Consider the following 4,195-nt stretch of genomic DNA (forward strand, 5'->3'; position numbering starts at 1 on the left):
GCGAGTTGGTGAGGTTACAAAGAAACAGTCAGAATTATATAAGGCAATGGGTGTTACACCGCCGAACACGTTATAATTTCTTGGGTATTTAGGATATATTCTCCTTTCTTTAAAGATAGAATTAGTATAGTAGTTTAAATGCAAATTATCAATAAAAAAATAGTGTGAAAATTAAAAACTAGATCAGTTTTTGGGTAGAGAATTCATTTATAATCAGTTTTGGTTTATTTTATCGTAAGGTGGAATTACCGGTCTTATGCTTATGTATGCTAAAATTATTTTTTGACATTATCAAAAAAAACGTTTATGCTATTGTAGATGTTGATAATGAATGGAGGTAGCCCATTATGACAATTTCAAAACAAATTAAAGTACTTTGTGTTAGGTGTAATGTGAGTGAAGCAGAACTTGCTAGAAGATTAGGAAAATCACCACAAAGCTTTAATTCTAAAATGAAAAGAGGTAGTTTTACTGTATTAGAATTAGAAGGCGTTGCAGAGGTACTTGGTGTTGAATTTAAAAGAGAATTTGTATTATCGAATGGAGAAAAAATATAATGAACAAGAGCGAAATTAAGGAATTTAGACTAGGAGAATTATTTTGTGGGCCAGGAGGGCTAGCGTTAGCGGCTACTACAGCTCAAATTGATGATTCAGAATACAAAATTGTTCATAAATGGGCAAATGATTACGATTTGGATACCTGCAATACTTATAGGAGAAATATTTGTCCAGATGATCCGGACAGTGTGCTTTGCGGAGATGTAAGAAAATTAAATATTGAGCAACTTGGCGATATTGACGCATTGGCATTTGGGTTTCCGTGTAATGATTTTTCGCTTGTAGGAGAACAAAAAGGTTTTGATGGTACATTTGGACCTTTATATACTTACGGTGTTAAGGTATTAAAAAGATATCAACCATTATGGTTTTTGGCAGAAAATGTTGGCGGATTAAGAAGTGCTAATGATGGTGAAGCATTTAAAAAAATTAAAAAGGATTTAGTGGATGTAGGATATAAAATATATCCAAATTTATATAAGTTTGAAGAGTACGGAGTGCCGCAGGCACGTCATAGAATGATAATTATTGGAATAAGAAAAGATCTTCCATTTGAATATAAAATTCCAAGTACTAAATCATATGAAAATATTGATGTAACTAGCAAGACGGCAATAGAAGAACCACCAATTCGTACTGATGCACTTAATAATGAACTTACTAAACAAGCAGCTCATGTGGTTGAAAGATTGACATATATTAAACCAGGGCAAAATGCATTTACAGCAGATATACCAGAGCATCTTCAATTAAACGTAAAAGGTGCAAAAATAAGTCAAATATATAAGAGATTAGATCCGACTAAACCTGCCTATACAGTTACAGGGTCAGGCGGTGGAGGAACACATATTTATCATTATGCAGAACCAAGGGCATTAACTAATCGTGAGAGAGCTAGATTACAAACATTCCCAGATAATTATTTTTTTGAAGGATCTAAAGAATCTGTAAGAAAACAGATTGGAATGGCTGTCCCATCTAAGGGAGCCAAGGTTATTTTTGAAGCTATTTTGAAAACATTTGCTGGAATCTCATATGAGAGTATTGAGGCAAAAGAAAGTGAATAAGGTGATAAAATATGAACAAAACAATTGATATAATGACCTTGAATCCAGAACAACAACAGGCGCTTGTCTGCATGTTTTTTGCTATGTTACCTAATACAGATAAGAGATATAAAAAAAGAAAAGAGTATTGGGAAATATTACAGAGAAGATTTAATAAAAAAATAAATACCTATAAGAATGCTAAGGATACATTTGATTTTTATTTTTCTGGAAATGACCGTGTTGGTTGGAGTGATGATCGAGCTTTATCAAGAAGAGGAAAAGAGTTTCAAGAAGTGTTTGACAAATATGGTGAGTGCGAAGTAGATATTGTTGAAAAAGCAGTAGATGAGATAATAAAATTATATTCTTATGATGATATTTCGTTTATATCTATGAAATGTGGATTTCCTGATACAGTACATGCAATGCTTAATGGAGAGAAAGAAATTACGATAGATGGGGTATACACATTACAAGAAGAACTAGTGAATGAAAAAATTGTTTTTGTTACGCTTGGTGGAGACAGAGGTAAAAAGGAAGTCAATTGGGAGCCTGGATTTTATGGAATCGCTCATATTGTAAAGCCACCATATGATTTTGGATATAATGGAGATAAAAAATATTTCAAATTCGATATCTATATGGATTGTACATTTGCAAAAACATATAAGCGAGAAGAGTTCTTGGGGTATAGGGATGCTTTTGATGCAACATATATTGGACCGGAATTATCAAGAGATCCATCGCAGGCAATTAGTAGCTTAGATGATACGAAAGCAGTTGCAGTTGTAAGGGCTATAATTGATAAACAACCAGAACTGAAGGATAAAATGCATGAAATTTTTGACGACAATTTCATGAATAGAGTGTTAGGTGCGGTGCGTGTTTTAATTCCTTCTGTAGCTGAGTATGGCGAATCAACAGAAGATATTTTTAAAACATATAAAAGTGAACAAGATGCAGTTCAAGAAAACGAATTTATTGAACCTGTTTTTAATACAAAACTAGAAACGGAATTTGAAAAAAATCGGATAGTTTTTGGAGCTCCTGGGACAGGTAAAAGTTATAAACTTAAAGAAGATTCGGAGAAGCTATTAAAAGTAAATCCGAAAAACCTTGAAAGAGTAACGTTTCATCCCGACTACACTTATTCTCAGTTTGTGGGAACATATAAACCAGTTTCAGAGGCAAGTGGTGATATCAGGTATAAGTTTGTTCCTGGACCATTTATGCGTGTATATGTGGAAGCATTAAGAAGCGGAAGAACTGATAGTCCACAGCCTCATCTTCTTTTAGTGGAAGAAATAAATAGAGCAAAAGTTGCAGCAGTTTTTGGAGATGTTTTTCAGTTGTTGGATAGAGATAAAAATGGTGTTAGTGAATATGAAATCCAGACAACAGAAGATATTCGCAATTATTTGGCAATTGAACTTGGAGGGGCTCCAAATAAATATGAAAAACTACAACTTCCGAACAATATGTTTATTTGGGCAACAATGAATAGTGCTGATCAAGGTGTATATCCAATGGATACAGCGTTTAAGAGAAGATGGCATTTTCAGTATATTGGTATTGATAATTCTGATGACAAAGTTGAACACTATATAATACCAGTTGGATTAGGAGATTCAAAAAAATATGTTTATTGGAATGAACTGCGAAAATCTATTAATGAGATTCTTACCGATGAATGTAAGATTAATGAAGATAAGATTCTGGGGCCATACTTTTTGTCAAAAGAATTATTAGAAAATGCCGTGAATACAACAGACTCAGAGAATTCATTTATAAAAGCATTTGAGAGTAAGCTTATTATGTATCTCTTTGAAGATGTTATGAGAATGAAACCACAGATGATTTTCAAAGGTCATGCAAATAAAAGTGGCAAGATGATTTTTTCTGAAATATGTAGAGCCTTTGAAGAAGATGGGGAAATGATTTTTGATATAAATTTACCTGAGGCTAAATCAAATAATACAGAAGAGTAAAGAGGTGAGACAACATGGCGAAAGGTTTCTTTCGTGAATTAAAGCATTATACATTACATTCGATTTCCAAAGAGCTTGGCGAAAATGTTGAAGAAACCAGGCGCCTTGTTGGAATATTAAAAAAATATGGTGTTGTTAAGGCTGTTAAAAAGTCAAAACCTGAATTTGAAGATCTATCAAATCAAGATATTGTCTTAACGGATGTTATGGAAAATGCAACTGATGTTGAGTATGTTTTTGATTATGTTGGCGTGGTTCTTTTAGAAGGTCATGTATTTAAGTGTTATCCAAAGTATATTTTATCAACCAAAGCGCCTATTCAAGAATTAAAAAAAGTTCTTCGGATTATTAAAAAATACAATTCCAATGAACAGTTAGTATATCTATATAACGGAGAAGACGATAATAAAATTTTCAACCGTTTAGCCGTTTCTTTGCATTTGTTGGAAGAGTATTTTATGTATGGAATATACACAAATCAACATGAAATTATAGAGACTAATTGCTAACTTCCCAAAACCGTCATACTCATAGCACTCCAAAAAGTGTCTAAAACACGCATAAATACTGGATTTTACCACGATTTCCACTTGCCAAA

Annotated in this window: 4 protein-coding genes; all 4 read left to right on the forward strand. The window is 32.9% G+C overall.

From position 1 onward, the window contains the following. Positions 1-347 precede the first annotated feature (347 nt). The 4 genes from BJR36_RS19690 to BJR36_RS19705 are packed head-to-tail and all read left to right on the forward strand — an operon-like array spanning position 348 to position 4,106. On the forward strand, positions 348-557 hold the full coding sequence (locus BJR36_RS19690; protein ID WP_091237134.1) for a helix-turn-helix transcriptional regulator: 210 nt from the start codon (positions 348-350) through the stop codon (positions 555-557). Beyond that, positions 557-1,627, forward strand: coding sequence for a DNA cytosine methyltransferase (locus BJR36_RS19695; RefSeq protein WP_091237135.1), 1,071 nt, complete (start codon positions 557-559; stop codon positions 1,625-1,627). Before BJR36_RS19690 ends, BJR36_RS19695 begins: the two co-directional genes overlap by 1 nt. A gap of 11 nt (positions 1,628-1,638) precedes the next feature. After that, a complete protein-coding gene (locus tag BJR36_RS19700; protein ID WP_091237136.1) occupies positions 1,639-3,597 on the forward strand; it encodes an McrB family protein in 1,959 nt (652 codons plus the stop codon). Between the two features lie 14 nt (positions 3,598-3,611). Further along, entirely contained in the window at positions 3,612-4,106 is a 495-nt protein-coding gene (locus BJR36_RS19705; RefSeq protein ID WP_091237137.1) for an LlaJI family restriction endonuclease, read from the forward strand. Positions 4,107-4,195: the final 89 nt, after the last annotated feature.

This window comes from Anaerobium acetethylicum, from assembly GCF_900096945.1.
GTDB lineage: Bacteria > Bacillota > Clostridia > Lachnospirales > Lachnospiraceae > Anaerobium > Anaerobium acetethylicum.

Coding starts and splice junctions, on each gene's coding strand:
- BJR36_RS19690 (WP_091237134.1), top strand. CDS start 348: ATGACAATTTCAAAACAAATTAAAGTACTTTGTGTTAGGTGTAATGTG.
- BJR36_RS19695 (WP_091237135.1), top strand. CDS start 557: ATGAACAAGAGCGAAATTAAGGAATTTAGACTAGGAGAATTATTTTGT.
- BJR36_RS19700 (WP_091237136.1), top strand. CDS start 1,639: ATGAACAAAACAATTGATATAATGACCTTGAATCCAGAACAACAACAG.
- BJR36_RS19705 (WP_091237137.1), top strand. CDS start 3,612: ATGGCGAAAGGTTTCTTTCGTGAATTAAAGCATTATACATTACATTCG.